26 protein-coding genes and 3 pseudogenes are annotated in these 26,194 nt (G+C 63.2%); 10 read left to right on the top strand and 19 right to left on the bottom strand.

Translation table 11 applies throughout. The features are described 5' to 3' along the window. The first annotated feature begins 150 nt into the window (after positions 1-150). Together AC1DYD_RS17555 and AC1DYD_RS17560 are read left to right on the top strand one after the other, a co-directional pair. Complete coding sequence (locus tag AC1DYD_RS17555) at positions 151-1,191, top strand: carbon-nitrogen hydrolase family protein (RefSeq protein WP_478174028.1); 1,041 nt, start codon at positions 151-153, stop codon at positions 1,189-1,191. Beyond that, positions 1,184-2,236 (top strand): molybdopterin-dependent oxidoreductase, encoded by a 1,053-nt coding sequence (locus AC1DYD_RS17560; protein WP_478174029.1) that lies wholly within the window; start codon positions 1,184-1,186, stop codon positions 2,234-2,236. The genes AC1DYD_RS17555 and AC1DYD_RS17560 overlap by 8 nt, the downstream gene beginning before the upstream one ends. 96 nt (positions 2,237-2,332) lie before the next feature. On the opposite strand, the pseudogene AC1DYD_RS17565 reads toward AC1DYD_RS17560, so the two are convergent. The 8 genes and pseudogenes from AC1DYD_RS17565 to AC1DYD_RS17600 all read right to left on the bottom strand — a co-directional run. Next, positions 2,333-2,602 (bottom strand): annotated as a pseudogene (locus AC1DYD_RS17565) (hypothetical protein); the annotation flags it as partial. Between the two features lie 73 nt (positions 2,603-2,675). Then, positions 2,676-3,542, bottom strand: a complete 867-nt coding sequence (locus AC1DYD_RS17570; RefSeq protein WP_478174030.1) for a HoxN/HupN/NixA family nickel/cobalt transporter — start codon at positions 3,540-3,542, stop codon at positions 2,676-2,678. Next, positions 3,539-3,886, bottom strand: a complete 348-nt coding sequence (locus AC1DYD_RS17575; RefSeq protein WP_478174031.1) for a nitrile hydratase accessory protein — start codon at positions 3,884-3,886, stop codon at positions 3,539-3,541. The genes AC1DYD_RS17570 and AC1DYD_RS17575 overlap by 4 nt, the downstream gene beginning before the upstream one ends. An 11-nt stretch (positions 3,887-3,897) precedes the next feature. Beyond that, positions 3,898-4,527 carry a nitrile hydratase subunit alpha gene (nthA, locus tag AC1DYD_RS17580; protein WP_478174032.1) on the bottom strand — a complete coding sequence of 210 codons (630 nt, stop codon included), beginning with the start codon at positions 4,525-4,527 and terminating at the stop codon, positions 3,898-3,900. Further along, positions 4,524-5,291 (bottom strand): nitrile hydratase subunit beta, encoded by a 768-nt coding sequence (nthB, locus tag AC1DYD_RS17585; protein ID WP_478174033.1) that lies wholly within the window; start codon positions 5,289-5,291, stop codon positions 4,524-4,526. The genes nthA and nthB overlap by 4 nt, the downstream gene beginning before the upstream one ends. Further along, on the bottom strand, positions 5,288-6,310 hold the full coding sequence (locus AC1DYD_RS17590; RefSeq protein WP_478174034.1) for a CobW family GTP-binding protein: 1,023 nt from the start codon (positions 6,308-6,310) through the stop codon (positions 5,288-5,290). Before AC1DYD_RS17590 ends, nthB begins: the two co-directional genes overlap by 4 nt. A gap of 11 nt (positions 6,311-6,321) precedes the next feature. Continuing rightward, positions 6,322-7,932 carry an MFS transporter gene (locus AC1DYD_RS17595; protein ID WP_478174035.1) on the bottom strand — a complete coding sequence of 537 codons (1,611 nt, stop codon included), beginning with the start codon at positions 7,930-7,932 and terminating at the stop codon, positions 6,322-6,324. A gap of 92 nt (positions 7,933-8,024) precedes the next feature. Further along, complete coding sequence (locus tag AC1DYD_RS17600) at positions 8,025-8,816, bottom strand: alpha/beta fold hydrolase (RefSeq protein ID WP_478174036.1); 792 nt, start codon at positions 8,814-8,816, stop codon at positions 8,025-8,027. 218 nt (positions 8,817-9,034) lie between these two features. On the opposite strand from AC1DYD_RS17600, the pseudogene AC1DYD_RS17605 reads away from it, so the two are divergent. The 3 genes and pseudogenes from AC1DYD_RS17605 to AC1DYD_RS17615 form a co-directional block, all read left to right on the top strand. Continuing rightward, positions 9,035-9,253: pseudogene (locus tag AC1DYD_RS17605) on the top strand (PAS domain-containing protein); the annotation flags it as partial. Between the two features lie 129 nt (positions 9,254-9,382). Continuing rightward, positions 9,383-9,988, top strand: a pseudogene (locus AC1DYD_RS17610) (sigma 54-interacting transcriptional regulator); the annotation flags it as partial. After that, positions 9,989-10,408, top strand: coding sequence for a helix-turn-helix domain-containing protein (locus tag AC1DYD_RS17615; protein WP_478174110.1), 420 nt, complete (start codon positions 9,989-9,991; stop codon positions 10,406-10,408). Here AC1DYD_RS17615 and pdxR read toward each other — a convergent pair. Continuing rightward, positions 10,356-11,909, bottom strand: a complete 1,554-nt coding sequence (pdxR, locus tag AC1DYD_RS17620; RefSeq protein ID WP_478174037.1) for a MocR-like pyridoxine biosynthesis transcription factor PdxR — start codon at positions 11,907-11,909, stop codon at positions 10,356-10,358. The genes AC1DYD_RS17615 and pdxR overlap by 53 nt on opposite strands. A gap of 83 nt (positions 11,910-11,992) precedes the next feature. Here pdxR and AC1DYD_RS17625 point away from each other — a divergent pair, with 83 nt between their 5' ends. The 5 genes from AC1DYD_RS17625 (at position 11,993) to AC1DYD_RS17645 (ending at position 15,621) form a co-directional block, all read left to right on the top strand. After that, positions 11,993-12,625 (top strand): FMN-binding negative transcriptional regulator, encoded by a 633-nt coding sequence (locus AC1DYD_RS17625; protein ID WP_478174038.1) that lies wholly within the window; start codon positions 11,993-11,995, stop codon positions 12,623-12,625. 17 nt (positions 12,626-12,642) lie between these two features. Further along, a complete protein-coding gene (locus AC1DYD_RS17630; protein WP_478174039.1) occupies positions 12,643-12,987 on the top strand; it encodes an antibiotic biosynthesis monooxygenase family protein in 345 nt (114 codons plus the stop codon). 71 nt (positions 12,988-13,058) lie between these two features. After that, positions 13,059-13,379: a quaternary ammonium compound efflux SMR transporter SugE gene (sugE, locus tag AC1DYD_RS17635; RefSeq protein ID WP_478174040.1), complete on the top strand. Its 321-nt coding sequence runs from the start codon at positions 13,059-13,061 to the stop codon at positions 13,377-13,379. Positions 13,380-13,555: 176 nt separating this feature from the next. Continuing rightward, complete coding sequence (locus AC1DYD_RS17640) at positions 13,556-14,677, top strand: trans-sulfuration enzyme family protein (RefSeq protein ID WP_478174041.1); 1,122 nt, start codon at positions 13,556-13,558, stop codon at positions 14,675-14,677. Positions 14,678-14,727: 50 nt separating this feature from the next. Further along, the gene (locus AC1DYD_RS17645) at positions 14,728-15,621 is read left to right on the top strand and encodes a LysR family transcriptional regulator (protein ID WP_478174111.1); all 894 of its coding nucleotides are present in this window, start codon (positions 14,728-14,730) and stop codon (positions 15,619-15,621) included. Between the two features lie 103 nt (positions 15,622-15,724). Here AC1DYD_RS17645 and AC1DYD_RS17650 read toward each other — a convergent pair whose 3' ends face one another. From AC1DYD_RS17650 to acuR, 10 genes are all read right to left on the bottom strand, one after another. Next, complete coding sequence (locus AC1DYD_RS17650; protein ID WP_478174042.1) at positions 15,725-16,183, bottom strand: Lrp/AsnC family transcriptional regulator; 459 nt, start codon at positions 16,181-16,183, stop codon at positions 15,725-15,727. 42 nt (positions 16,184-16,225) lie between these two features. Next, entirely contained in the window at positions 16,226-17,431 is a 1,206-nt protein-coding gene (locus tag AC1DYD_RS17655) for a trans-sulfuration enzyme family protein (protein ID WP_478174043.1), read from the bottom strand. Positions 17,432-17,497: 66 nt separating this feature from the next. Further along, the gene (locus AC1DYD_RS17660; protein ID WP_478174044.1) at positions 17,498-18,238 is read right to left on the bottom strand and encodes an amino acid ABC transporter ATP-binding protein; all 741 of its coding nucleotides are present in this window, start codon (positions 18,236-18,238) and stop codon (positions 17,498-17,500) included. Positions 18,239-18,256: 18 nt separating this feature from the next. Continuing rightward, entirely contained in the window at positions 18,257-19,348 is a 1,092-nt protein-coding gene (locus tag AC1DYD_RS17665) for an amino acid ABC transporter permease (RefSeq protein ID WP_478174045.1), read from the bottom strand. 2 nt (positions 19,349-19,350) lie between these two features. Then, positions 19,351-20,523 carry an amino acid ABC transporter permease gene (locus AC1DYD_RS17670; RefSeq protein WP_478174046.1) on the bottom strand — a complete coding sequence of 391 codons (1,173 nt, stop codon included), beginning with the start codon at positions 20,521-20,523 and terminating at the stop codon, positions 19,351-19,353. Between the two features lie 81 nt (positions 20,524-20,604). Further along, positions 20,605-21,624: an amino acid ABC transporter substrate-binding protein gene (locus AC1DYD_RS17675; protein ID WP_319435000.1), complete on the bottom strand. Its 1,020-nt coding sequence runs from the start codon at positions 21,622-21,624 to the stop codon at positions 20,605-20,607. 138 nt (positions 21,625-21,762) lie between these two features. Beyond that, a complete protein-coding gene (locus tag AC1DYD_RS17680; protein WP_478174047.1) occupies positions 21,763-22,560 on the bottom strand; it encodes an aldolase in 798 nt (265 codons plus the stop codon). A gap of 126 nt (positions 22,561-22,686) precedes the next feature. After that, positions 22,687-24,327 (bottom strand): thiamine pyrophosphate-dependent enzyme, encoded by a 1,641-nt coding sequence (locus AC1DYD_RS17685; RefSeq protein ID WP_478174048.1) that lies wholly within the window; start codon positions 24,325-24,327, stop codon positions 22,687-22,689. Positions 24,328-24,337: 10 nt separating this feature from the next. Continuing rightward, a complete protein-coding gene (gene acuI, locus AC1DYD_RS17690; RefSeq protein ID WP_478174049.1) occupies positions 24,338-25,324 on the bottom strand; it encodes an acrylyl-CoA reductase (NADPH) in 987 nt (328 codons plus the stop codon). 20 nt (positions 25,325-25,344) lie between these two features. Continuing rightward, a complete protein-coding gene (gene acuR, locus AC1DYD_RS17695; RefSeq protein WP_478167151.1) occupies positions 25,345-26,010 on the bottom strand; it encodes an acrylate utilization transcriptional regulator AcuR in 666 nt (221 codons plus the stop codon). Positions 26,011-26,194: the final 184 nt, after the last annotated feature.

Raw genomic sequence — 26,194 nt, forward strand, 5'->3', positions numbered from 1 at the left:
CGCCGGTAAATTCACAACCGGCTGTGCGCAGATCCTGCAAGGATCCGCAGCGCCTGTAAAAACGCACCTCTAGTTGCGTTTTTCGAGTATCTATGCGGCTGTACCGGCAACTATCCTGTGGGTCTCAGCAACGCATAGCGAGTACCTGACATGAGTTCATTGCCCCGGGTGAAGGTTGCCGCCGCCCACGCAGCGCCGGTACTGCTCGACAAGACCGCCACGACCGAAAAGGCCGTGTCCATCATCAAGGAGGCCGCCCTTCATGGCGCGCAGGTGATCGCATTCCCGGAGACGTATATCCCGGCGTTCCCGGTGTGGGCAGCCCTGTGGGCGCCCATCTACAACCATGATCTGTTCGAGGCGATGGTCGAGAACAGCGTCTACGTGCCGGGGCCCGAGGTGGCCTTGATTGCCGCGGCCGCCAAGCGCTTTGGGGTGTGCGTGTCGATGGGCATCAGTGAACGCAGCACCGTGAGCGCCGGCTGCATCTGGAACTCGAACATCCTGATCGGCGAGACGGGCGAGTTGCTCAACCATCATCGCAAGCTGGTGCCGACCTTCTACGAGAAGCTGGTCTGGGCGGCTGGAGACGGACAGGGGCTTCGGGTCGCCGAGACACGTTTCGGGCGCATCGGCGGACTGATCTGCGGCGAGAACACCAACCCGCTCGCACGCTTCTCGCTCATGGCGCAGGCGGAGCAGATTCATGTCTCCAGCTGGCCTCCGATGTGGCCCACGCGCAAGCCGTCGGGCGGCGGAAACTTCGACAACGTTGCGGCAAACCGTATTCGGGCGTCCGCCCATTCGTTCGAAGCCAAGGCGTTCGGAATCATCTGCGCGAGCTTCATGGACAAGGCGATGCGTGACTTTCTTGTGGATCGCGATCCGGCCGTGGCAGAGGTGGTCGACGGCACGCCGCGCGCCGCATCGATGTTCGTGGACCCGACCGGCACGCAGATCGGCGACACGCTCCAGCACGAGGAAGGGATCGCCTATGCCGAGTTCGACCTGAACAAGTGCATCGAGCCAAAGCAGTTTCATGACGTGGTGGGCTACTACAACCGATTCGACGTCTTCTCTCTGGGTGTCGAACGCCGCCGCCACGAGCCAGTCGCGTGGTCGGGGCCGTCCGATCCGCAGTTTCCGCGCCTGCTCGATGATGAGATGACTGCCGGGGTGCTGGATGAATAGCGCCAAGTTCCTGCCACCGCTGCCTGAAGGAGCTGAGCGCTCGCTCGTCATTGGCCGGTCTCCCGGATTCCATCTGAAGCCGCCACCCGCCCCTGCGGCGCTGCGCGACTTCATCACCTCCGATGCGCAGCTCTTCGAGACCATCCATATGGGCTCCGTCGAAGTCGACGCCAAGCGATGGCGGTTGCAAGTTGACGGGCTCGTCCGCAGGCCTTTCTCGATCGGGCTGGACGGTCTCAGGCAGTTGCCTTCTGTCTCCGTCACGGCCTTCCACGAGTGCTTTGGCAGCCCCCTGGTGCCGGCCGACGGCAATCTCTGGCGGGTAGGCAACGTACGGTGGACGGGTGTGCCGCTGGCTGTGCTGCTCGAACAAGCGCAGCTCGAGGCGGGTGCCACCCATGTCTGGTCGGACGGCCTCGACAGCGGCGAGTTCGGCGGCCGCAGGGTGAATCGATACCGCAAGGATCTGCCGATCTCGAAAGCGCTGTCTCACGAGGTGCTCGTGGCTTACGAGATGAATGGCGAACCCCTGACACGCGAGCGGGGCGGCCCGGTTCGCCTGGTCGTGCCAGGCTGGTTCGGCACCAACATGACGAAGTGGCTCTGCCGGCTGTCGGTCCAAGGCAGGCGTGCGAACTCCCCCTTCACGACTGTCTGGTACAACCGCGACGGCGAGCACGAAGGCAAAGTCATTCGAGAGCCGGTGTGGGCCGTCGAACCCAATTCGATGATCACCCATCCGGCACCCGGCGACACCATCTCCACTGATGATGTAGAAGTCAAGGGCTGGGCCTGGAGCAACAACGGCATCTGTAGCGTAGCTCTCAGCACTGACGGCGGGGCAACCTGGCAATCGACCGAGGTCCGGCCCCGACGAGAATTCGAATGGCAGCAGTTCGCGGCGGCGCTTCCGCTGCCGCGAACGCCCGGCCCGGTGAGCATCGTCGCGATAGCTCGGGACGCCGATGGATCGATCCAGCCATTGAGCGGAACACGAAGCGCGGCCCATTCGGTCCGGATCCAGCGAGTTCTATCGAGGCCTTGAACAGATTGACGATGTCTTCCTTCGACGCGGCTGGGATCGTGAAATGTCTAAGCTCCTCATGTTCTTCCGCGACGCGACCGCAAGAAAGTCGCGCATTCAGTCTCTTCTTGTTGGTCGGTCAGACAGGATCAGAAGTTCATCCAGCAGGCACGCGACGTGCAGCGCATTTCGACCCGCGTCATCGGCGATCTGATGCCTGCAGCTGGTGCCGTCCGCCACCATGAACGCGCCCGGCTGTTGTCTGATCGCTGGAAGCAACGACGCTTCGGCCATTTGCATCGAGATGTCGTAGTGGCGCGCCTCGTAGCCGAAGCTGCCAGCCATCCCGCAGCAGGAACTCTCAATCAACTGCAGTCTCGCATCTGGCTGAGGCCACCGGACCGCAGCCGCGCTGCATGCCTGAAGCTGTCGGTTCACCGACGTACGCCGCGGGGCGACATCAGGAGGGCCGCGAAGGAAGGGGTGCTGGGGGCGCGTCTTCCCGAAGGCCGGGCATGACGGCCGCTTGCGCACCACGTGCGCGCCTGGCATTCCACGCCCAGATGCCCAGCATGACAACAACCAGCGCAGCGCCGGCGAATGAAAACGCCATGTCGTCGAGTTCGACTTCCGGCAACAACGCCTTGGCCACGTTGTAGACAGCTACGCCGAATGACATGGCAACGATGAGCCAGCCCACTGTCCGGCGCACGCGGCGCCCTGCCTTCGGATTTTCGATGCCTCGGCCGATTCGGCAGATGATGCGGCCGTCCAGCGTATCGGTCACCATCATCCCTGCCGTAAAGGTCATCCCTGCGAGCAAGGCAGCCCATACGCCGCCGTTCTTGTTGCTGGCGACGTAGCCCCAGGCTGCCGCCTGTGTGGCGGTGTCGAAGACGGTGGCGAACAGCACACCAATGACCACCACCGACCAGGCGCTCGTCTGTTGCCGCAAGCGCGCAGGGATCAGGCTCATTTTCCAACCAGTCGGCGCGTAGGCCTCGTCCCTGCGCAGCAGCAGGCGCAGATTGAGGCAACCAACCACGATCAGCAGCAAGGTTGGAATCCATCCGAAAACGGTGACCACAAGGCCCGGGGGATCGAAGTGCAGCGCCAGCTTGCTGACGACCACCGCGATCAGCGTGACCAGCAGGCCGTGACCGAGCGCGAACAAGGTCCCGATCCAACCTGCATGGGCATGCGAATGATTGAGTGCCCGCCAGGTCAGTCCGTCGATGCAGGCAATGTGGTCCGGGTCCAACCCGTGCCGCAGCCCCAAAGCGAACATCAGGACCAAGCCCGAAAAGGACAGCCACTCGGCGCTCATTCACTGCTCCGCAACGGCCGATCGGCCAGGACCCGGGCCAGTTCGCCTTCAGTTACAACCTGCTGCCGCTCCAGGACCTGCAGCAGCGCCCCAAAGAACCGCTCGTAGTAGTCCCAGGGCGGCTGCGCGGCGCAGTCGAGCCGTTCCCAGTCGCCGATCGATTCAATCAAGTGCTGCCGGAAGTCCTCCCAGTCGAAGTGCCCCTGCTTGGCCACGGCCAGCGTCAACCCGAAGAGCTGCCGTTGCCACGCCTCTGCAAAGAACAGCTTGCCCTGGCTGCGCGGAGGCGAGTCTGCATGGCCCAGCATCTGAGAAGCTGCATATTCCTCAAAGCGAGTGAACATGGCACTCCGCCTCAGGCCGCTGTAGGCGGCGGTACCAGCGCGACACCCATCATCGCCTCCGGCGTGACCAGCGCAGCCAGTTTCTCTTCGCTGAAGCCGTCGGTGTTGGCCGGCCGCTCAGGCACAACGAACCAGCGGATCTGCGCGCTGCTGTCCCACACCTTCACTTCGATGTGCTCGCTTATCGGCACGCCGAACTCGCGCAAGACTGCACGCGGCTCGCGCACGCCTCGGGCGCGGAACACCGGATCCTTGTACCAGTACGGCGGCAGCCCAAGCACCGGCCACGGATAGCAGGAACAGAGCGTGCAGATGATCAGGTTGTGCACACCCGGACCGTTGGCCACCGCGGCCATGTGCTCACCCTCGGCGCCTTCCATGCCCAGCGGCAGCTGAAGCTCGGCAATGGCCTGAGGCGTATCGTCAAGCAGACGCTGCTTGTAGGCTGGATCGACCCATGCCCGCGCAACGATGCGCGCGCCGTTGAACGGTCCCGCGGTCTTCTCGAAATGATCGAGCACCGCATCGACCGAGTCACTGCCGATCACGCCTTTCTCGATAAGCAAGGCCTCCAGTGCGCGCACTTTCGCAGCACTCGCTGCTTCGCGCTCGTCGTTGTACTTGAACAGATCGCTGCTCATGGCGTTTTCTCTTCTTCCTTGGGCGTTCGAGATTGCAGATAGACCTCAAAGAGGTCGGCGTAGATCGTCGTATTCGGTTCGCAGAGGTCGGGGCCCCAGATGTCGCGCGCGTCGAACGCAATGCGGTACACCGGCATCGGGCCTTCCAGCCCGTCAGGCCCGGTCGAACAGAAATACTCGAAGGCACCCGGATAGACCTCGCGGACAGTGCCCTTCTTATTGCGCAGGTAGCCGGGTAGCCGCGTGTGGTCAGCCGCCGCGGGGTCGGCCACGTGCACCGTCTGGCCGACCGTGAACCGCGGTGCATTCGGGAGCGGCCGCAGGCTGGAGTCGCCATGCAACAGGTAGTCGACAACCTGATGTTTGATTGGCTCGCTGGGCCGCTCGGGCAGCGGCGCATCGGGCTGGACGCGATAATGTGCGGTCCACCAGGCCAACTCTTGGGCGGTGATGTAGCCCTCGTCGACAAAGAACTGGCTGATGCCCATCAACCACTTCTCGTAGTAGCGGAACTTGAAGTACTCGAAGGGCTGCATGCCCTCGGCACCGGTGCGTAGCGAGGCCCAAGTCCAAGTGTGCTTGAACGTGGTGGGCAAGCTGGCCATCGGATATCTGGGCAATGCCTCTGCGAGGTGGGCGCTCTCGGCCATCATCACCGTGTGGATGCCGAAGATACGCTTCTCCCATTCCTGCACGAAGACTCGGGTTTCGAGGCTCACAGGCCCGAGGTTCTCGAGACCGCCCAACGCATGCTGGAGTTTCATGGGTGCTCCATTTCAGATTCGGCGGCAGGAGCCGGCGTCCGTTCAGGCTGAACCGCCAGGCATCCGAGAAAGCCCTCGCGCAAGGCGTCGCCCGCAAGTTCTCGCCCGATGAAGACCAGCTTACTGCGGCGCGGCTCGTCGGGGCCCCACCGCCGTCCAGGCCGCGCATCGAGCAGCATGTGCACACTGTGACAGTGGAACTGGCGCGCCTCGCCGTTGAAGTGAAGCACGCCCTTCGTACGCATCAGCCGTGCGCCTTCGCGTTGGACCAGCTGGTTCATCCAGCGGCTGAACCGCTCCGGATCGATCGCACCGTCGATTTCCATGCTGCACGAGCCGATCGAGGTGTCGTGCTCGTGGTCATGCGCTTCGCCGTCCAGCAGATCGGGCTCGATCGAAAGCACGTACGGCAAGGAGAAGCGCTTCATGCCCAGCAGCTCGGCGGCCGAAACCTGTGCTCGCTCGGTCCGGACCAGGTGCGCAGCCGGATTCAGCCGGCGCAGCTCTGTCTCGAGTTGCTCCATCTCCGGTGCGCTAGGGATCTCGATCTTATTGAGCACGATCACGTCGGCGAAGGCGATCTGCTCGCGCACGATGTCGTCACCGATGTGGATCAGGATGTGGCGCGCATCCGCGACGGTGACCACCGACTCGAGTTCCACGAGTTGCAACAGGGCGGGATCGGCGAGAAAGCTCTGCAGCACGGGGGCGGGATCGGCCAGGCCGGAGGTCTCGATGATCAGCCGCTCGACCGGACGTTCGGCGCGTTGCAGGAGCTCGCTCACCGCGGCCGTCAGGTCCTTGCGCACCGTGCAGCAAACGCAGCCGTTGGTGATCTCGATCAGCGGCTGGTCATCGGCGACGATCAGCTGCCCGTCGATGCCGACCTCGCCGAACTCGTTGACGATGATGCCGACGTAGGTGCCGCTGCACTGCGCCAACAGGTGGTTCACCAGCGTGGTCTTGCCGGCCCCGAGGAAGCCGGTGACGATCGTGACGGGGATCTTGGCTAGAGCCATGACGGTCCGATCTACTGTTCCGACGCAGCGAGCCGCGAAGCGGCGCGCTGCGTTTCCGTTGCGGCTATCGGCTCGCGCATGTCGAGCCCCCGGCGGTCACGTATGCAGATCGCTCCTACCACCAGCGTAAGCAGCGATACGGCAATCGTGTAAACGAGGCCTCGGAAGATATCGCCGCTGCTCACGACCATGGCAGTGGCGATGAACGGCGCGAAGCCGCCGATCCAGCCATTGCCAAACTGCAGGGCCACGGAGACGCCGCTGTAACGAACCTGCGTCGGAAACTGCTCGACGAGGAACGCGCCCATCGGGCCGTACACCATGGTCGCGAGCAGCACCAGCACGAACAGCATCAGCACGACCATGGGCGCATTCACGCGTGCCGGATCGGCCGTGAGCGGCATGCCGCGCTCGACCAGCACGCGGCGCAGTGCTGCTTCATCGAAACCGGTCAGCGTCTTTTCCGCGACCACGAACTGCAGCTCTCCCGCCTGCGGTCGCAACGTGTACGGCACGCCCTGCGCGGCCAGGAACGAGCGGGCGCGCGTGCACGGCTTGGTCGCCTTCGGCTGGAACAGCTGGCCGATGAAGGACTGGTCCTCGCTGCAATCGCCGCCTTGGATGACGACCTGGGTGCGGGCACGGAACTCCTCGAGCGCCGGGTTGCCGTACTTGGCCATGCCCTGGAAGAGCGGCGTGAACAGGATTGCGGAAAGCAGGCAGCCCGTCAGCATGATCCACTTGCGCCCGACCAAGTCGGACAGCCAGCCGAAGAGCACGAAGAACGGCGTGGCCAGTACCAGGGCGATCGTGAGGTAGGCGTAGGCAGACTGCGGCGGCAGCTTGAGCGTCGCGGTGAGGAACTGCAGACTGTAGAAGTGGGCGGTGTACCAGATCACCGCCTGCCCGGCGACGGCGCCGAAGATCGTCACCAGCACGATGCGCAGGGTGCGCGGATCGCCGAAGGTGTCCTTGACCGGGTTTCGCGACCCCTTGCCGTGCGCTTTCATCTCGAGGAACACGGGCGACTCTTCCAGCCGCATGCGAACGTAGAGCGAGTACGCGAGCAGCCCGATCGAAAGCATGAATGGCACGCGCCATCCCCACAAGGCGAAGGACTCGGCCGACATCGACGAGCGCAGCACCATAATCACGCCCAGGGAGACGAGCAGTCCGATGGTGCCAGTGATCTGCAGCCAGCTGGTCATGAAGCCCCGGCGGCGCGGATCGGAGTGCTCGGCGATGTAGGTGACCGCGCCGCCGAACTCGCCGCCGATCGCCAGCCCTTGCAGAAGACGCAGCAGCACCAGGAGCCCGGGCGCGGCCCAGCCGATGGTCTCGAACGTGGGGATGAACCCGATCGCAGCAGTGGCGGTCCCCATGATCATCATCGTCACCAGGAAAGTCTTCTTGCGCCCGACCAGATCGCCCAGACGCCCGAAGACGATCGCACCGAAAGGCCTCAACACGAAGCCTGCGCCGAAGGTCGCGAGCGACGCGAGGATGGCCGCCGACTCGTTGCCCTTGGGAAAGAACAAGCCGCCAAAGAACACGGCGAGGCTACCGTAGATGAAGAAGTCATACCACTCCAGCACCGTGCCAAGCGCCGCGGCGAAGACCACCCGGCGCGTTTCACGCGATCGCTCGGACGTTGCGGGGGATGTCTCGACTGTAGTTGTCATGTCCATACTCCTTGATGTGTGGGGGGCGGGCGTCAAGCGCCGCTCCCGATGTCGATGCGAGCGATGAAGTCGCGCAGGATCGCATTGAAGCGCTCGGGCTGCTCGAGCATCGGGAAGTGCGCGGCGCTGGGCACCAGCTGCAGGATCGCGCCGGGAATGCCGGCGGCAAGCGCATTCGACTCGGCCGGCGGCGTGATGGCGTCCTCCTCGCCGCAGACGACAAGCGTCGGCAATGCCAGGCGTGCGAGCTGCGCCCGGCTGTCGGCCTCGTTCAGCGAGACGATGGCTTCGCGGGCGACGAATTCCGGCGTCTGCGCCACCTGTTCGCGCGCAAAGGCCACCAGTTCGGCCGAGGCAACGGAGGCGAACGAGCGGTCGATCACCGCCTGGCTCGCCGCAGTGACGCCGAGGGTGTCGATGGCGCGCAGCACATTCTTCACGTTCACGTCGGGGCCGAGTCCGTGCGGCGTGGCGCCCACCAGCACCAACGCGCGCAAGCGGCTCCGGTGCGCGAGCGCGAAACGCTGGGCGATCGTCCCGCCCATTGACAGCCCCACGAGGATGGCATCGTCGAGACGCAGCTTGTCGAACAGCAGAACGAGGTCGTTCACGAACGCGTCGATCGTGTAGCGGCGGGAGCGCGGCGATGCCGAGCGGCCATGGCCAGGCAGATCGGGCACCACCAATCGGTGGTCGCGCGAGAACGCGCCCATCTGCTGCCGCCAGAACTCGCCGGTCGTGGTGAAGCCGTGGCAAAAGACGAGCGCCGGGCCTTGGCCCGCCACGCGCACGTGCATGTCTCCGATTGAAATAATGTCGTTCATGTGCATTTCCAAATGAAAGGGTGGAAGCCGCCACTCCGCGTCGAATGCGAGGCGGAGAGCACAGAGCAAATCCGGGGCCCGTTCGGCGGACGCCTTCGCGATTACGCCAAGTGCTTGATTTGCTTGAATAAATTGCTCGCGCCGGCTTCGATTGACGGCTTGGTGCAGATACCTTAGTCTCGGTATTGAGTCCTAAAGTCGCAAGAACGAGACGAAAAATGCCTTTTCCTGAATGGTTCGGCTCCGGCCAGAACGAGGCCGAGTTCCTGCGCCGCGTGCTTGACCACGTGTCCGACTGCCTGGTGGCGGTCGACACTGAAGGCCGCGTCGTGCTCATCAATGCGCCCTACTGCCGGTTGCTGGGCGGCCCGCCCGAGGACTTCATCGGCCGCCACATTACGGACGTCGTGTCGCCGAAGACGCGCCTGCACCATGTGGCGCGCGGCGACCTCAGCGTGACCATGATGCCGCTCGAAGTGCGGGGCCACCAGTTGCTCGCGCGGCAGGTGCCCGTCTACCAGGACGAGCGAATCATAGGCGCGGTCGGCCTGGCGCTGTTCTCCAACATGGCGGCGCTGAAGAAGGCGGTCGCTGTCGCCGGTGACCAGGGACGCGCCATCCATAGCCCTCCCACGCCATGGACCGCGCGCTACGGGCTCGACGACATCCTGGGCCAGGGCGCCCGGATGGAGGCGGTGCGTGGGGCCATCGAACAAGCCGCGCCGCTGTCGCTGCCGGTGCTCGTCCAGGGCGAGACCGGCAGCGGAAAGGAACTGGCGGCCAACGCCATCCATGCGCTGTCGCCCCGCGCCCGGCGGCCGTTCGTGTGGGTCAACTGCGCGTCCATTCCGGAATCGCTGATCGATGCCGAGCTCTTCGGCTACGAAGGCGGCGCCTTCACCGGAGCCCGGACGCGCGGCAAGCCGGGCAAATTCGAGCTCGCGAGCGGCGGCACGCTGTTCCTCGACGAGATCGGCGACATGCCCCTCAGTCTGCAGGCCAGCCTCCTGCGTGCGGTGCAGAACCAGGAGATCGTGCGGGTGGGCGGCGTCTCGCCGATCCCGATCGACACCCGCGTCGTCTGCGCCACCCACCGTGACCTTCAGGAGCGTGTGGACGCGGGCCAGTTCAGGGCCGACCTGTACTACCGGCTCAATGTGCTCGGCGTGCGCATGCCCGCGCTGCGCGAGCGCGACGACCTGGAGTGGTTGGCCGAGCAGTTGCTCGAGCGCATGGCGCTGCGCGAAGGCCTGCCGGGGCGCCGAGTGCCCTCATCTGTTCGCGCGCGATGGCTGGCCTTCGACTGGCCAGGCAACGTGCGGCAGTTGGAAGCCGCGCTGCTGCGCTTCCTGCTCTCTGGTGAAGCAGGGCTGCCGGATCAGCCTGTCGCAAAGCGCCCGCAGGCCATTGCCGGCCGGCACGGAACGACCCCAACGACTACGCTGCAGGCACACCTCGACCGCGAGCGCGATACCTGCATACGAAAGACGCTCGCAGAGACTGCAGGCGACAAGGACGAGGCCGCGCGCCGGCTGGGAATCAGCCGCGCGACGCTGTACCGGGAGCTTCGGCGCTCGCCCGCTTTGTCTTAGCGACACTCGCGATCGGCTTCGCACCCCGCGCGGCGATCACCGCAGCCAACACACGCATCCCCTGATCGATCTCCTCGACCGAGAGGCTGGCATATCCCAGGATCAGTCCGGCCGGCCGGGGTTGCATGCGCGACGGCGGCTTGGCGAACAGCGGCGACACCGCATAGACGCCCACGCCCTTGCCGCGCGCGGCGGCCACCAGCGCGGGCTCGTCCTGCGGCCGCAGGAACGGCAGCCAGAGCACCACATGCAGCCCGGCCGCCGCGCCGATGACCGTGGCGCTGGCAGGCAGGTGACGCGCAATGGCATCGAGCAGGGCCGCCCGCCGGCGTTCGTGCTCGCGGCGCGTGCGCCGCACGTGACGCTCGTAGGCGCCGCTGTCGATCAGCGACGCCAGCACACGCTGCTCCAGCACGGGCGCATGGCGGTCGGCCAGCCGCTTGGCCTGCCGGAACACCGGCACCAGTTCGGGAGGCAGCACCAGGTAGCCGAGCCGAAGCTGCGGCGACAGCGCCTTGGAAAAGGTGCCTACGTAGATCACGCGGCCGTCGGTGTCTACCGACTGCAGTGCGTCGATCGGGCGCTGGCCGTAGCGAAACTCGCCGTCGTAGTCGTCCTCGACGACCCAGGCGCGGTGCGTTCGCGCCCAACGGAGCAGTTCAAGGCGCCGGCCGATGGGCAGCACGCCTCCCAGTGGAAACTGGTGCGAAGGCGTCACATAGACCAGGCGGGTGCGATCGTCGTTTGGCAGCATGGCGGTGTCCAGCCCTTGGGCGTCCACCGGTATTGCCAAGGGCTCGGCGCCCGTGGCCTCGAAGCACCGGCGCGCCATCAGGTAGCCGGGCTCCTCGAAGACGAAGGCGTCGCCGGGATTGAGCAGAAGCCGCGCGCACAGGTCGATGGCCTGCTGTGAGCCGTGCACCATGAGGATCTGCTCGGCATCGCAAGCCAGGCCCCGCGCGCGCCGGAGGTACCCCTGCAGGGAGCGGCGCAGCGACGCGTCGCCTTCGGGCGCAACGTAGTAGAGCCGGCGTTGATGGCGCAGCAGTTCGGCCTGGTAGGCACGTCGCCAGGCCAGCGCCGGAAAGTCACGAGAAGCCACCGCTCCATACAGGAAGTCGATGCGGCAAGGTTCCACAGGAGCAAGTCCGGGCATATCGACCGCGGCCACGCGACATCCGAAGGCCGAGAGAGTCGGTGCAGTCCTGCCGCGCTGCTTCGGCCTCGTATCGGGATGTTCGGGCGCTACCAGCGGACTTGCGACACAGGCAACTCGCCCGGCCGACGTGACAAGGAAGCCCTCGGCCGCGAGCTGCTCGTAGGCGGCGGTGACGGTGGTACGCGACACCCCCAGGTCAGCCGCCAGGGCACGCGTTGACGGCACCTGCGCACCCGCGGCGAGCGTCCCGTCGGCGATCTGGGAGCGCAGCAGGTCGTAGATGCGGCGTCCGGCCCGGTCGGCACCAGAACTTGTGCTCGGCGGCGTTGAAAACTGGCCCATGCAAAAGGAATAAAACTGGACCTTCCCATTGTGCCGGTTCCGCGCGACAGTACCAGCTGCCCACACCATTCACACCCTCCCCGATGTACATCCCGACGCACTTTGCCGAAACAAGACCCGAGGAATTGAACCGCATCATCCGCGAGCATCCGCTGGGTGCGCTGGTCACGCAAGGGACCGCGGGCCTGGATGCCGATCACCTACCCTTCGAGTTCGATCTCGACGTGGGAACGCATGGTTTGCTGTCGGCGCACGTCGCTCGCGCCAATCCGCTGTGGCAGCGCTGCCCCACCGGAACTCCGGTGATGGTCATCTTCGGCGGCGCCCAAGCCTACATCTCGCCTAACTGGTACCCATCCAAGCACGAGGCGCACCGCCAGGTTCCCACCTGGAACTACGAGGTGGTGCACGCGCACGGCGTGCTCACCGTGCACGACGACGAGCGCTTTGCGCGCGGCATCATCGCGCGCCTGACGCGGCGCTACGAGGCGGCCGAGCCGAAGCCATGGAAGATGGGTGACTCCGCACCCGAGTACATCGACAGCATGGTGCGCAACATCGTGGGCATCGAGATCGCCGTCACCTCGCTTGTGGGCAAGTCCAAGCTCAGCCAGAACAAGGAAGCGCGCGACCGCCTCAATGCCGCAGAAATTTTGAAGGCACGCGGACACGAAGAAATGTCGGCACTGATGCGCAACGCCACGGGAGCAAGCTGACGAGGCCTGCACGCCCCATGTACACGTCCACCTTCACTTTCGCAAAGGGCGAGTTCGACGACGAGTTCCATGCCTTGGACAACGTCATTGCCCAGCTTGCCAAATCCATCCCAGGCTACCTTGGCGAAGAGAGTTGGGAGAACCCTGCAACAGGGCTCGTCTCCAACGTGTACTACTGGAAGACGATGGAGGCGCTCCAGGAGCTCACCGGGCACCCTGCACATATCGCTGCAAAGCAGCGCCAGGCGCTTTGGCTCAAGGGCTATCAGGTGGTCATCGCACAGGTTGTCCGCTCCTATGGCGATGGCGGCATTCCGCACCCGCTCGCTGGCGAAACGCGATCAGTACCTTGTGTCCGCTGAATTTCGGCGGTCTTATGAACAGCGACGGAGTCGATCGGATGCGGCGTCTGGATCGCCGAACGGAGAATCGTATGGCCTGGATGCTTCTGCTTGTTGCCGGTCTTCTTGAAGTAGGCTGGGCCATCGGCCTGAAGTACACAGATGGATTCAGCAAGCAGTGGCCAAGCATCTTCACGATCGCGTCCATGGTCATCAGCGTCGTGTTGCTGGGAATCGCCATGAAGTCCCTACCCGTTGGCACCTCATACGCCATCTGGGTCGGAGTCGGGGCAGTCGGCACCGCAATCCTCGGCGTTGTCCTGTTCGGGGAATCCGCAGCACCCGGTCGACTGGTCAGCCTGGGGCTCATCGTTGCCGGTATCGTCGGCCTCAAACTGGCAAGCTCGGCGTAGTCTGCTCGGCTGCACGTGCGAGCTTTCGAGTACGACGCGTTGCGTGCCTGCATCATCAACGCCGTGCACCGCAGGCACGTTGATAGCCAGATCGATACCAACCCAGGCATTGGCCACGGGATCCTCAGAACTCGCATCACTAGTTTCAAACCACAGATTTTCTGGAGATACTGAGAATGGAAAAGCACACTTCTGCAATCAAGCTGGAATCGTGGCTCGTCACGGCAGGCCGTGCCTCTGAGCCCGGCGCTCCGTTGAACGTGCCGCTGATCCCGGCATCGAACTTCATACTCGGCGGCGGGCGCGATTACTCGCGTGATGACGGTACGCCAACCTGGGAAGCACTCGAAGAAGTCGTCGGTGGGCTTGAGTCAGGCAAGGCCGTGGCGTTCGCCTCCGGCATGGCCGCCATTGCCTCGGTGTTTGATCAACTTGCGGCTGGTGCCGTTGTCGTGCTCCCAGATGATTGCTATCAAGGTGTTGCAGGCCTAGCGGCAGCGGGCGCTGAAAGAGGGCGTTGGTCCGTGCAGCGCGTGGCGGCGGACCATACAGCTGGTTGGATTCAAGCCTGCAGCGTCGCTGACCTGGTTTGGCTTGAATCGCCTTCCAATCCCCTGCTGACTGTCGCGGATCTGGAGGCCATCTGCGCAGCTCCGCGCAAGCCCGGGGCGATCGTGGCAGTGGACAACACCTTCGCCACTCCCTTGAATCAGCAGCCGCTCGACTTTGGCGCGACAGTGTCTCTGCAATCGGCAACCAAGTTCATCGGCGGCCACTCCGACCTGCTGGCGGGGGTCGCCACGACAAGAGACGATGCGCTGTGGCACGCCCTCAGGAAGTCCCGCGAGTTGACTGGTTCGACACCAGGAACGCTGGAAGCCTTCCTTGCGATCCGCGGCGCGAGAACTCTCGCGCTTCGACTTCAACGGGCCCAGCAAACTGCCATGCTGCTTTCGGAACGGCTCGAGGCGCACCCGTTGATCACTCGTGCCCGGTATCCAGGCTTGCCCTCGCATTCGACACATGCCATTGCCAAGCGTGTGCTCAAGGGCTTCGGAACCATCATCTCGTTCGACATGCGTGGAGGGGCTGATTTTGCTGACAGTGTCTGCAAAAATGTCAGGCTGATCCGCCATGCGACAAGTCTCGGTGCCGTGGAATCAACGATGGAAAGAAGAGCTGCGATCCCAGGACAGGGCCACCTTCCACCTTCGCTTCTGCGGCTCAGTGTCGGCATCGAGGATGCGGACGATCTCTGGAGCGACCTCGACTCGGCAATACGTTCCGCTGCACCGTAACAGCCAATTTCGATCACGTAAACAGCGACCAACCAAGAAATACCATGGCGATCGAAACACTTGACCGACCGCTGCGGTATTTCCTGTGCATAGCGGAACTGGGCTCTCTGTCTAAAGCTGCTGACAAGCTTGACCAGACGCAGTCCGGATTGAGCAAGCAATTGGGCGCGCTCGAATCAAACCTTGGCCAATCATTGTTTGTTCGAACAGGTCGCGGAGTTGAGCTTACAGAAGCTGGCACGGAACTCTACGCCGCCCTGGCGCCAGCCTTCAAAGAAATCGATCGGGCTGTCGACAGCGTACGTCAACAAGGAGTTACTCACGGCACGGTCCGCCTGGCAACAGTCCATACGCTCAGCTACTACTTCGTCGCTGAAGTGGTTTCGCTTTTCATCAGTACCCACCCGGATGTGAATCTCTCGCTTCTGAGCCGCAGTTCGCCCGAGGTCGTGGCTTTGGTCGACAACGGCAAGGCGGATCTGGGGTTCGTCTATGACTCCGCGGTGGACTGCGGAACCCTGATATCGAAACCGCTGTTCGAGGACGAAATGGCATTGGTCGTCCTCAATAACAGCCGCCTGAGGTCGCCCCAGGACCTGTCTACCCTCAATCTGCGCTTGGTCGGATTTCCGGCTCACTACGCTCTCAGGCGGATGATTCACAGCGCCGGATTGCAGGCCACCTATGTTGCCGAAGCAGAAACCATCGACGCCATGCTCAAGCTTGTCTCCTCCGGGGTCGGCAATTGCATCTTGCCGTCACGCGTTCCCGAACGGCTACTCGCCGACTATGGACTTCGCAAGGTTCCCATCGAACGACCTGCGCTACGTCGTCGGGTTGTGGCCATCTCGAAGACAGGCAAGACGATGGCGCCTCTGACCTCCGATCTCCTCGATTGCGTCTTGCAGATCGCCGAACAACTGCAACCTGAGCGGCCGGAATAGCTGACGCAAGCCCGCATTGTCTGGCGATCACGAGTGGTGGCAACACGATCGCACCAGCTTCCAGGCTGGCACCCAGCGAAACCCGTCTCCCCCGCCGCACATCTTATCGGGGCAGTAGTAAAGCTGTCGTGTATCGGACTTGCTTGAGCGCGAAGCTCGACCTTATCTTTTCAATGCCGGGAATGGGTGTGAGCTGATCCAGAATCAATCTCTCCAACGCCGCAATGTCCGCCACGGCGACACGAATCAAGTAATCACTGTCGCCGGTCATCAGATAGCACTCCATGACTTCGTCATGCTCGGCGATCCGGCGCTCGAACTCGGCGAGCAACGCCTTGCTCTGCGTTGTCAGGCTGATCGAGATGAATAGTCCGAGGCCAAGCGACGGCGCGCTGCACAAGGCAACGTACCGATCGATCACGCCGGCGGATTCCAGTGCTTTCACACGCACCAGGCAGGGCGATGGAGACAAATACACGCGCCTCGCCAGCTCCACGTTCGAGACGGAGCCGTCGCGTTGCAGCTCGTGGAGGATCCGCAGGTCGATGGGATCGAGATCCATTGAAAACCGTCGCCGCCCCTTTGGAGTGCCGGGACCGTCGCGCTACTGCAATGAGTCCAGTGCCTGCCGAAGGTCGGCGATGATGTCGTCCGCATCTTCCAGCCCGACAGACAACCGGATGAGGTCCATCGTCACGCCTGCACTGAGGCGCGCGGCAGGCTCGATCTTTTGACGCGCAAGAATCAGGGTGCCTGGATGTGTGATCAGGGTTTCCGTGTCGCCCAAGCTGATGGCCCGGGAAATGAGCTTCAACCGGTCGATCATGGCAATCGCACCGTCGACACCCGAGTGCAGCTCGAAAGACAGCATCCCACCACCGGCACTCATCTGCGAGAGGCCGAGTCGATGATCGAGGCTGCCTTCGAGGTAGGCATAGCGCACGAGCTTCACCGCCGGGTGGGACTCCAGCATGCGGGCGACCTTCACCGCGCTCTCACTGTGCTGCCGCATCCGCAGCGTCAACGTCTTCAGCCCTCGCATGACCAAGAAGCACAGCATGGGCGAGAGCGTCGCGCCGGTCATGTACTTGAGTCCTTCCGACCTGATCCGCTTGATGGTGGGCAGATCTCCGAGCACGACCCCCGCGAGCAGATCGCCGTGTCCGTTGATGTACTTCGTCATGGAGTGGACCACGAGGTCGGCCCCGTGCTCGATCGGCCGCTGCAGCGCGGGCGAGCCGAACGTCGAATCGACAAGCACCCGAACGCCAGGACGGCTGTGCGCCACTTTTGCCAGCTCGCTGATGTTCAACAGCTGAGCCGTCGGGTTCACGGGCGTTTCGAAGTACACGAGCCGCGTGCGATCGGACAATGCCTCTTTCAGCTTCTCTGGCCTGGTGAGGTCGACCTTCGTGACCTTCACCCCGAAGCGCGGCAAGCCCTCGTCGACCAATGAAGTCGCCGTCGAATACATCGTGTGGTGCACGATCAACTCGTCTCCGGCCGAGAGGAGCGTGAGCAAGGTGGAGCAGATGGCACCCATGCCCGAGCCGGTGGCCAGCGCGGCCTCGGCCCCCTCGAGCTCTGCAAGCCTCGTCTCCAGGAGGTGCTGCGTCGGGTTGTGTTGCCGGCCGTAGACGTACCGCTCGCTTTCTCCGGAAAAGACCGCTGCCGCTTCTGCCGTGTTCTCAAAGGCGAAGGTTGAGGTCATGTAGATCGGTGGTGAAACGGCCCCGTAGGGATCGGATCTGTCGTGGCCGTGATGCAGCGCGCGTGTCTGGAAACCCAGCCCCTGCGATTCCTCTTTCATGCTTGACTCTTTCATTCTGAATCTGTCGATAAAAACAAGCCGGCATCCCGGCGGCAGCGGTGGCGCCTAGTGGACGATCTGGTTCAAAAATTGGCGGGCACGATCTGTCTGCGGGTTCCCGAAAAAAAGCTCCGGAACGTTCTCTTCGACGATCTCCCCTCTGTCCATGAAGATCACCCGGTCTGCCACCTTGCGGGCGAAGCCCATCTCGTGCGTCACGCAGAGCATGGTCATCTTCGTCTCCTCGGCCAGGCTCACCATGACGTCGAGCACTTCCTTGACCATTTCGGGATCGAGCGCCGAAGTAGGCTCGTCGAACAGCATGACCTTGGGCGACATGCACAGCGACCTCGCGATCGCAACGCGCTGTTGTTGTCCCCCGGACAGTTGGCCGGGGTATTTGTGTGCCTGGTCGGGGATGCGAACCCGCTCCAGGTACTTCATTGCGATGGCCTGAGCTTCAGCCAGCGGTTTCTTCAGGACCCAGGTCGGTCCCAGCGTGAGGTTCTCCAGGACGGTGAGGTGAGGAAACAGATTGAAGTGCTGGAACACCATGCCGACTTCCTTCCTGATGGCCTCGATGCGCTTCAGGTCATGGATCAATTCAACGCCGTCCACCGTGATGAGCCCCGACTGGTGCTCCTCGAGCCGGTTGATGCATCGAATCATCGTGGACTTGCCCGACCCGGACGGTCCGCAGATCACGATGCGCTCGCCTCTGCGTACATTCAGATCGATATCTTGCAGGACATGAAAGTCCCCATACCATTTATTGACCTTCTGCAGACTGACGATAAATTCGCTCATTGATGTCCCCTTTGGACGCTAGCGCTTCAGATTCCGTTCGAGGGACTGGCTGTACCTCGATATGGAATAGCAGAAGACGAAATAGATCAGGCCGATGAACAGGTAAGCCTCTACGCCGAAGCCTGTCCAAGCGGGATCCGCAAGAGCTGCCTTCGCTGCTTGCGTCAGATCGAAGATTCCGATGATGACGACCAGCGACGTGTCCTTGAACAACGCGATGAAGGTGCTCACCAGAGGCGGAATCACCACCTTGAGGGCCTGAGGCAGAATGATCTTGCGCGTCTGCTGCCAATAACTCAGTCCGATGGACTCGGCGCCCTCGTACTGGCCCTTGGGAATCGACTGGAGTCCGCCACGGACAATTTCCGCAACATAAGCCGCCGCAAAAAAGATGATCGCAAGCTGTGCCCTCAACAGCTTGTCGATGCTGAAGCCCTCCGGCAAGAACAGTGGCAGCATCACCGACGACATGAACAGCAAGCTGATCAAAGGCACGCCGCGTATCAACTCGACGTACGCGACGCACATTGCCTTGATTGCCGGCATCCGGGAGCGGCGTCCCAGGGCAAGCAGGATACCGATGGGAAAGGCAAACGCGATTCCGAATGTCGACAGGATCAGGGTCAAGGGCAAGCCGCCCCAGCGCGTGTTTTCGACGAACGCCAAACCGAGGAACCCGCCCCACATCAGGGTCGCCACCGCCAGGATTGTGAACACCCACAGCCCTGCAATCTGGAGTCCGGCCAGCCGGCGTGTGGCAGTCCAGACGATCGATGCGACGAGCAGAGCCGTCGCGAGCAACGGCCTCCATTGCTCGGCGTGCGGGTAGGTACCGAAGAGAATCAACCGATACTTCTCCCGGATGAAAGCCCAGCAAGCCCCGCCCGCCTCCCTGCAGGCCTGTGCGTCGGGGGCCCGGAAGCTGGCCTTGACCAGCAGCCACTGCATAAGTGGCGGTGCCAGCATCAGCACGAGCCAGATCGTCAGGATGGTCAATACCGCACTCGCCGGAGACTGGAAAAGGCTTTGGCGCAGCCTGGTCATGAGCCTGGCCCGGACTCTGGGCGGCGCCATCAAGGCGGGCCGGTCCGTGTGGGTGGCGGTGCTCATGCTTATCTTTCCACCAGCGCAATGCGCTTGTTGTACCAGTTCATCAACAGCGAAACCGTGAGGCTCACAGTCATGAAGGCGGCCATGATGATCAGAACCCCCTCGATCGCCTGGCCGGTCTGGTTGAGGACGGTGTTGACGACGGAAACCAGGTCGGGGTAGCCGATCGCGACGGCGAGCGAGCTGTTCTTGACCAGGTTCAGGTACTGGCTCGTCGTGGGGGGAACGATCACGCGGAGCGCCTGGGGCAGGATGACGAGCCGAAGCACGCGCGACCGGGGAAGCCCGAGCGTCTGTGCCGCCTCCCATTGGCCATGGCTCACCGATTGGATGCCGGCACGGACAATCTCTGCAATGAACCCGGCCGTGTAGGTAACGAGCCCGACCAGCAAGGCGAACAGCTCGGGAGAGAGCGCCCAGCCTCCTTCGAAGTTGAATCCGCTCCGGTGAGGAATGCTGAGATGAAATTCGCGCCCTCCGACCAGCCAGCCGGCCACCGGCATGAGCAGCAAGAACATCACGGCGAAAGGCCACAGTCTTGTTGGGGTACCGGTCTGGCGCCGCCTGGCGCGCTGCCATCGGCTGACCGCCAGGATGGCGATTGCGGCGAGCACCAATCCCCAAAGTATTCCCGCAACGGCCGGTCCAGCCACCGATGGCATCAGCATGCCGCGGTTCGACAGATAGATGCCCGGAAACGGATGGAATGCCGCCTTCGAGCCCGGCACCAGCTCACCAATGACGGCATACCAGATCAACAGTTGCAGCAGAAGCGGCACGTTGCGGATCAGTTCGACGTAGGCACTTGCCAGCCGCGCGATGAGCCAGTTGTTCGACAGCCGGGCGATCCCGACGATGACGCCAAGCATCGTGGCCAACACCAATGCGACGGCGGAGACCCGCAGCGTGTTCGCGAGCCCGACAAGAATAGCGCGGGCGTAGGTGTCCGAAGGTGAATACTCGATCAGCGACTCGCCGATCGCAAATCCCGCCTCTCTTTCCAGGAACGCAAAACCAGTCGCGATGTTGCGCGTTGCGAGGTTGTGCAATGTGTTGGAGACAAGGTAGTACGCCAAGAGGGCCGCCAGACCAACGACGACGAACTGATAGGCAAGCGCCCTGAACTCTGGATTATTCCAGCTGAACTTGAACGGCGCGCGTTGGGGTGAGCTCATAGGGAGATCGAGTGCGGGTTTGGCGCGATTGCGACGATGCGCGCGCCACTCGCGCATCGCATCTGTCGCTTGGGCTTGGAGCTATCGAATGGGCCACCCGTACATCAATCCGCCCTTCGTGTACAAGGCATTCAGGCCGCGTTCGAGCTTCATCGGACTCCCCGCTCCCAGACTCCGATCGAACACTTCGCCATAGTTGCCGACTTGCTTGATGATGTTGTATGCCCACTTGTCATCAAGCCCGAGTCCCTTTCCCATTCCCGGGGAAGTGCCGAGAATCCGCTGAATGTTGGGCGGGATGCTGCCCTTCGCGATCTCGTCGACGTTCTTGGACGTCAGGTTGTATTCCTCCGCCTCCAGAAGCGCATTGAGGGACCAGCGCACGACGTTGAACCAGGCTTCGTCGCCTTGGCGGACCATCGGTCCGAGAGGCTCCTTGGACAGCGGCTCCGGCAGGATCACATACTTGTCTGTGTTTCCGAAGGCGATACGCGCCAGCGCCAGCTGCGACTTGTCCATCGTGATGCCATCGCAGCGGCCCGCCGCGAACGCGCGCTTGATCTCGTCGACGGTGTCCAGCAGGACCGGCTTGAAGCTTTGCTTGAGACCGCGAAACCAGTCGGTGAGGTTCAGTTCGGTCGTGGTTCCGGGCAGGACGCAGATGGTGGCGCCGGCGAGATTCTTCGCGCTGCTGACGTTGGCATCCTTGGTCACCATGATGCCCTGGCTGTCATAGAAGTTCACGCCAACGCCGATGAGTCCAAGCGTGGTATCGCGCGACATCGTCTGGGTGGTGTTGCGCGTCAGGACGTCGACCTCGCCGGACTGCAGCGCAGTGAAGCGTGCTTGCGTGGTGAGCGGGATGACCTTGAACTTGGTCGCATTGCCGAACATCGCGGCTGCAATCGCACGGCAGGTGTCCACGTCGATGCCCTGCCACTCCCCCTTGCTGTCGGTGAATGCGAATCCGGGGAGGTTCGTCGAGACACCGCACTGCACGAAGCCGCGCTTCTTCACCGTGTCGAATGTTTGGCCGGCATGACCCATGCCTGAGAGACAAAGGCCCATCAGGGCGGCGGCCGCGAGGCGAACGAGTTTCATGGCGATCTTTCTGTGGGGAACGGAGGTTTTTTCAGCGCGGAGCGCTGGGCATGGAAAGCGGGCGGGCGAACGAGGTCCGGGACGTACATGCCGGATGCATGTCCATCAGACTCAAGGCGCAGGGGTCGGACGAGTGATCTAGGGGCGCGGCCGACCGGCGAGCGGCGGCGCCGAGCCAGCTTCGGCCTGCCGGCACCAATAGTCGAAGGTGCTGTTCACGATCGAAGGCTTCAGCAGATAGTCGTGCGCCTCGCGGGCCAGCGTGTCGTCCACCGGCGTCAAAGGGCCGAATGCGGCTTGGGCCCGCAGCTGCATCCGTGCGGCACGCTCGAGATATACCGACAGGTAGGTGGCTTCCTGTGTCGTCTTTCCGGCCGTCAGGTAGCCGTGATGCGCCAGGATGATGGCTCGCTTCGATCCGAGCGTCCGCGAGATGATGACGCCTTCATCATCCGCAATGGGCACCCCCGGCCACTCTGCGAGGAACGCGCAATCGTCATGCAGGGGGGTCATGTCCATCTGGGCGATGACCAGCGGCTGTCCGGCTGCAGCGAGCGCGGAGGCCCAGGGCGAATGCGTGTGGACGATGGACTGAACGTCAGGCCGCGCCTCATACACCCACAGATGGAAACGCGTCGCGGGGTTCGGCATGCCGCTGCCCGTCAGCGTGTTCAGGTCGCCATCGACTTCGATGAAGTCGTCCGGCGTGGCTTCGTCGAAGCCGAGCCCGAACCTGAGCGTCCAGTACGCGCCTGCCCTCTCGGACCGCGCGCTGATCTGGCCTGCAAGACCCGCTTCCTGCCCCGTCATGGCAAGAATCCGGCAAGCGCAGGCCAGGGTCTCCTTCATGGTCCGGCGAGGTGACACCAGATGCCTGGCCATGTCCCTGGTTGCACGATCGTCGAAGTAGTCCTTGGACCTCAAGTCTTCAGCCATGTGGTTTGTCTCCGTGACTTTGTAATGACACAAAGTATCCTGGGCTGCCACACAAGAAACCATGCACCACAGCTCATAGCAGCTATGAGCTTCGCACGCCGACGCCTCGAATGAATGGATCTGCGCTCAATTCCACTTGAGGGAGCGTTCCACCGACATGTCCGGATCACTGCAGACTTCGATCAAAGCCGGTCCCTCGACTCTCATGGCTTGCTCGACGATGCCTGCGGCATCCCTGGAGTGCTCGATTCTGAATCCGCGGGCGCCGAATGCCTCTGCAAGCCTTGCGAAGCCGGGATTCGCCAGGTCCGTGCCGCTGATGCGATGGGGAAAGTGCCGCTGCTGGTGAGTGCGAATGGTGCCGTACGACCCGTTGTTCGACACCACTACGCGCAGGTTCAGCCCTCTGTCGACCGCAGTGATCAGTTCGTTGCCGTTCATGAGAAATCCTCCATCGCCTACGAAGGCGAGAACTTCTCGCTCCGGATGGCGCAAGGCAGCCGCTATGCCGGCCGGGACCCCCGTTCCCATGGCTCCGCAAGCCGAGCCGAGTAGCCGGTTCGCCGGCGTCATCTTGAAGATGCGGTGGACCCAGGCTGCAAAGTTGCCCGAATCGGTCGTCAAGACCGCATCGTTCCGGGCCAGACGTGCAAGCGCCATGATCGAGTGGCCCAGAACGTCGTTCGCCACCACATTTTGTGGTTGCCAGCCGTGCGCACGGTCGGCCGCCGCGCGCACCCGCTCGAGCCACTGGCTCGACACTGCTCCAGAGCCGCCATGGCGCAATGCGGCACGCACGAAACCATGCGCCGTCGAGACGATCGGCAGTTCCGCCTGGAAGTGGCGCCCGATCATGGACGGATCGGGATAGACGTGGACGAACTTCTGCGGATTGGCGCCTTGCCGCGGGAAGCTGAACCCCAAGGACGACACGTCGCCCATGCGGCTGCCGATCGCAACGATCAGGTCGGCCTCGCTGAAGAGCGCGGTGTGCGCGGGCGAGGTGAAGAAGCTCAGCTGGCCAACCCAGCGAGGGTCTGTGTTGGAGAACTGGTCCTGGTTCTTGTTGGTGACGGCAACGGGAATGCCCCATCGGCCGACGAGCTCCTGGAGATCGTTGCGGAAATCATCGGTCCGGCACTCCCCGCCCACGATCAGGATCGGGCGGCTGGCCTTGGAAATCAACTGGTGCACACGCGCCGCATTCTCCCGGGTCGCCTCGGCGCGTGCCACACCGTGAACACGCGTGGGCTGCCGCTCGACCAGTTCGGTCAGGATATCTTCGGGCAACTCGATGGCGACCGGGCCGGGTGTTCCTGAGACCGCCGCGGCAAAGGCTCGGGCCATCACTTCGGCGGTGCATGCCGCCTTGTCGATTCGACCGGACCATTTCAGCAAGCCGGAGAAAGCTTTGGCGGAGTCGATTTCCTGAACGGCGCCGCGGCCCAGGTTCGGCGTTTCGACCTGGCCAATCAAAAGGATCAGTGGAACTGCTTCTTCGGCCGCCACGTGGACTCCGATAGCGGCATTGAATGCCCCCGGCCCCCTGCTCACCATGACGATGCCGGCGCGGCCCGTCAGCTTGGCGTCCGCAATCGCGGCCAGGGCCGCGGATCCTTCGTGGCGACATGTCACCAGATCGAAGTCGCGCCGCGCGTAAAGCGCGTCCAGGAGCGCCAGGAAGCTTTCACCAGGAACGCTGAATGCCCGGTCCGCACCGTGCGCGACCATGCTGTCGACAATTGCCTCGGCAACTCGATACGTCATGACCGTCCTCTTACGACGCGTTCACGTTGACAACCAGGCGGCCTCGGATCTCGCCCCGCATAAGCCTTGCGGCGGCGTCAATCGCTTGCGCCAGTGGAATCTCAACCGCAATGTCTTCGAGGATCGGACCATGCAGATCCCGCGCCAGCCGCTCCCAGGCCGCGACACGATCTGCCTTCGGACGCATCACGCTATCGACACCGATCAAGCTTGCACCGCGAAGGATGAATGGCGCGACCGAGCCAGGCAGGTCGAGGCCCTGAGCCATGCCGCACGCGGCGACCACGCCGTTGTATCGAAGCTGCGCGCATACGTTGGCCAGCGTGTGGCTGCCAACGGAGTCCACGGCGGCGACCCAGCGCTCCTTCTGCAGCGGCTTGCCCGGTTCGCTCAACTCCCTGCGATTGATCACGTCGGTAGCACCGAGCCGCCGAAGATAGTCGGACTCGTCGGGCCGCCCGGTGGACGCGGTGACCGTGTACCCGAGCTTGGCCAGCAGCGCGATCGCAACGCTTCCCACGCCGCCGTTCGCCCCCGTCACGAGCACCGGCCCATCGCCCGCCTTGAGCTCGTGCCGCTCCAGAGCCATCACGCACAGCATGGCGGTGTACCCCGCGGTCCCGATTGCCATGGCATCCCTGGCGCTGAAACGCTTCGGAAGCAGAATCAACCAATCGCCCTTGACGCGCGCGCGCTGTGCAAGCCCGCCCCAGTGCGTCTCGCCAACGCCCCAGCCATTGAGCACCACCGGGTCGCCCGGCTTGAACTCGGGATGGTCGCTCTGCTCCACCACGCCCGCAAAGTCGATGCCCGGCACCATGGGAAAACTCCGGACCACAGGGCCCTTTCCGGTAATGGCCAGGCCATCCTTGTAGTTCAGCGTGCTGTATTCGACGCGGACCGTGACGTCGCCTGCGGGCAGGCGGTTTTCATCGATCTCGGCCAGCGAGGCGCGGTAGCCTTCCGCGTCTTTTTCCACGACGATGCCTTTGAACATGTTTTCGCTCCAATAAGAATTCAGTGATCCGCTGCGTTGCGCGGCGAGGCCTGGGCGCATACACCCAGGCTGGACAGAAATGCCTCGATGAAGGTCTTCAGGGGTCGGTCCGTCTGCACCAGCCTGGCTCGAAGCACGGCCCCTTCCCAGGCGATCCAGAAGAACTCGGCGAGCTGCTCGACGTCCAGCGCTGCCGAGATGGTTCCTGCGGCCTGAGCCTCCTTGAGGCAGCGTGCCACCCGCTCCTGCCAACCGACAAGAATGGCGTCGAGGCGTTCGCGAAAATCCGGAGGAAGGGCACCCAGCTCCTGGCTCAGGTTGCCGACCAGGCATCCCCGTGTGAAGCGGTGCTTGCGCATGCCTCTGGAGGCATCGGCGATGAAGTCGGCAAGCCGATCGAGCGGTGCGCGCTCCTGGTTCGACAACCATCGATCGAGCTTTCGCTTGAAGTAGTCGTCATAGGCGTCCATCACGGCCGCTCCGAACGCATCCTTGTTCGCGAAGTAGTGATAGAACGAACCCTTGGGCACAGTCGCCCGCTTCAGCACGGCATCCAAGCCCGTCGAACTGAAACCCTGCTCGGTGAGCAGCTCCATCCCGCATCGGATCAGTACATCGCGCGTTCCCGCATACGCCGGCGACGGCCGTCGGCCGCGTGCCACAGCTACTTTTGGTTTTTCGGTCATGCGTCAATTTTAGACCGATCGTCTATGGAACATCTACTGCTTTATCCGACATGCGCGCACCCACGGAGATCGCACCAACATGCGGCCACGCGCGCACTTTCATTGGGAAATTCGCACTTTATTGCGAGGCATTCGGATCAAATCCGTTGATTTTTCCCGGCTTCGTCGTTGGCCCGAGTCTTGC

It is taken from the genome of Variovorax sp. P4_B11, assembly GCF_056402355.1.